We start from the raw sequence: 2,305 nt of genomic DNA, 5'->3' as shown, positions 1-2,305 counted from the left end.
ACCATCAACGATGGCAGCGCGTCGATCGACTATCCGTCACTCGGTTGCGGCGGATCGCTGTCACAGACGTCCAGTGACGGCATTTCGGCGGAATACCACGAGAGCATCACCTACGGTCAGGACAAATGCGTCGACGGCGGCAACATCACCGTCAGGTTTTTCAAGGGAAATCTGTCCTGGACCTGGATCGGCCAGGCCGATGGTCAGCCCTATAATGCGGTCGCAGTGCTTAAGCGGAAGTAGCCGTGGTCATTCCTCCTCGTCATCCGCGTCGAGCAGGCGCGTCGCGCGCCAGCGAGTGAGCACGACGTTGGTCTGCTCGATGACGAAGAAACGCGCCGAGTCGCGGTCGTAACCTTCGCTCAGCAGTTTCTCGTAATCTGTGTGCATGTGGCGGATATGGGCAATCGTCGCCAGCCATACGGCGATGCCTGGTGGCAAGGTCTTCATGTGGACCGCGCCGGCGTCGCCGCGGATCTTCTCCATGTCGGCATAGGGTGCCAGCGGCAGAAGTGCTGTCAGCGCCTTGGCGATGGCGCGGCGGCGACCGGTGGGCGCCGTCATCGCCGAACCCCGTTGGGCTCGTCGCGCCCTTCGATGGTCGCCTCGGCAATGGCGTCGGTCGAGGCGAAATAAGGTTTGATGTCGATGACCGGAGTGCCGTCGAGCACGTCGATGGCGTCGAGATCGATGCGGCCGGTGTTTTGGTCGAGCCCGACGAGCCTGGCCACATGCAGCCCGATTGGGTTGGGGCGGGCAGGGGAGCGCAGCGAAAATACGCCTTTTGCTTCGGCCGCATGGCGTGGTTTCTGCACAATCAGGTCCCGCGGCGCGTGATGCAGCCAGGACAGGATGATGACGTGGCTGGCGCGCTCCAGCCCCCGTAAGCCATTTCGGTAGGGCGCGTCGATGGTCAGCACTGCCTTCTGCCCGGTCTCGCGCGCGGCGCGCATGTTCTTCGGGCAGGTTTCGCGCGTCGTCCACGGCGAGGCAATGCGGCCGATGAAGACGATGCCGTCATCCGGCGGCATCAGTGCGGGATCGTTTTCCAGCCTCTGCTCGCCTTCGCGGGCCTCGAACATCTCACGCGGTCCAGTCATGGCCCATGTCTCTTAAAACGCCACACAAGCGGCATTTTCTTGTCCGGAAGCGACATAGCGCTTGCAAGGTTTCGAAAACTGACATAAACATATGTTTATATCTTTTCAAAGAGAATACGCTGATGCATGTCTCGCTCGACACTATGGTGGATACGTTAAAGGCGGCGGCCGAATCCAGCCGATTGCGCATACTGGCACTTCTGTCGCGCGGTGACCTCACCGTTTCCGATCTTACCGAAATTCTCGGCCAGTCGCAGCCGCGCGTTTCGCGGCACCTGAAGCTGCTTCTGGAGGCAGGGCTGATCGGCCGCTACCAGGAAGGGTCCTGGGCCTTCTTCCGCCTGTCGGATGCGGATTCCGCGCGTGACTTCGTCATGGGCCTGGTTTCCGGCATTCGCGGCGCCGATCCGCAGGTCGAGCGCGATCTTGAGCGCCTGGCCTCGGTCAAGCGCAAGCGGCAGGACCGGGCGGTCGAGTATTTTTCCGTGAATGCGGCAAGCTGGGACCATATCCGCTCGCTTCATGTGCCGGACCGCGCCGTCGAAGCCGCAATGCTGAAACTGGTCGGCAAGCGGCCGTTCCAGTCGATGCTCGATCTCGGCACCGGCACCGGGCGGCTGCTCGAAATCTTCTCGCCGCTCTATCGGCGCGGTGTCGGGATCGACATGTCGCGCGAGATGCTGACCGTGGCGCGCGCCAATCTCGACAAGGCCGGCGTTTCGAACGCGCAGGTTCGGCAGGGCGACATCTTCGCGCCGCCGGTCGAGCGCGATGCCTTCGATCTCGTCACCATCCATCAGGTGCTGCACTATCTCGACGATCCCGCCCGCGCCATCCACGAGGCGGCGCGGCTTTTGCGTCCGGCAGGACGCCTGGTCATCGTCGATTTCGCGCCGCATGCGCTGGAATTCCTGCGCGAGGAGCATGCGCATATGCGGCTCGGCTTTTCCGACCGGCAGATCGCCGACTGGTTTTCGGAAGCCGGCCTCGATCTCGAAGATGCCCAGGAGTTCGAGCCGCGCGGTGGCAATGAGGCGAGGCTCACTGTGAAACTCTGGCTCGGCCGCGATCGGCGCCTGCTGATTGCCGATCCTTCCAACGACACAAGGCAGGCCAAAGCGAACTCGATGGGGGAAATCGCATGAACCAGTTCCGCTTTTCCCGCCGCCCCGACATCGGCGACAAGGTCAGGGTTTCCTTCGAAT

3 protein-coding genes and 1 pseudogene are annotated in these 2,305 nt (G+C 62.5%); 2 read left to right on the top strand and 2 right to left on the bottom strand.

The window, feature by feature from the left end; genetic code table 11:
* A pseudogene (locus EN994_RS27760) lies at window positions 1-243 on the top strand (hypothetical protein); the annotation flags it as partial.
* Window positions 244-249: 6 nt separating this feature from the next.
* Here the strand turns inward: EN994_RS27760 and EN994_RS27755 are convergent.
* Complete coding sequence (locus EN994_RS27755; RefSeq protein ID WP_013530931.1) at window positions 250-564, bottom strand: DUF2293 domain-containing protein; 315 nt, start codon at window positions 562-564, stop codon at window positions 250-252.
* The gene (tsaA, locus tag EN994_RS27750) at window positions 561-1,100 is read right to left on the bottom strand and encodes a tRNA (N6-threonylcarbamoyladenosine(37)-N6)-methyltransferase TrmO (protein WP_063168491.1); all 540 of its coding nucleotides are present in this window, start codon (window positions 1,098-1,100) and stop codon (window positions 561-563) included. The genes EN994_RS27755 and tsaA overlap by 4 nt, the downstream gene beginning before the upstream one ends.
* A 122-nt stretch (window positions 1,101-1,222) precedes the next feature.
* Here tsaA and EN994_RS27745 point away from each other — a divergent pair, with 122 nt between their 5' ends.
* On the top strand, window positions 1,223-2,245 hold the full coding sequence (locus tag EN994_RS27745; protein ID WP_013530933.1) for a metalloregulator ArsR/SmtB family transcription factor: 1,023 nt from the start codon (window positions 1,223-1,225) through the stop codon (window positions 2,243-2,245).
* Window positions 2,246-2,305 lie beyond the last annotated feature (60 nt).

The organism is Mesorhizobium sp. M7A.F.Ca.CA.002.09.1.1 (genome assembly GCF_003998555.1).
Taxonomy (GTDB): domain Bacteria; phylum Pseudomonadota; class Alphaproteobacteria; order Rhizobiales; family Rhizobiaceae; genus Mesorhizobium; species Mesorhizobium ciceri.
The sequence above is the reverse complement of the archived record's forward strand: the minus strand, read 5'-3'. Positions and strand labels throughout refer to the sequence as shown.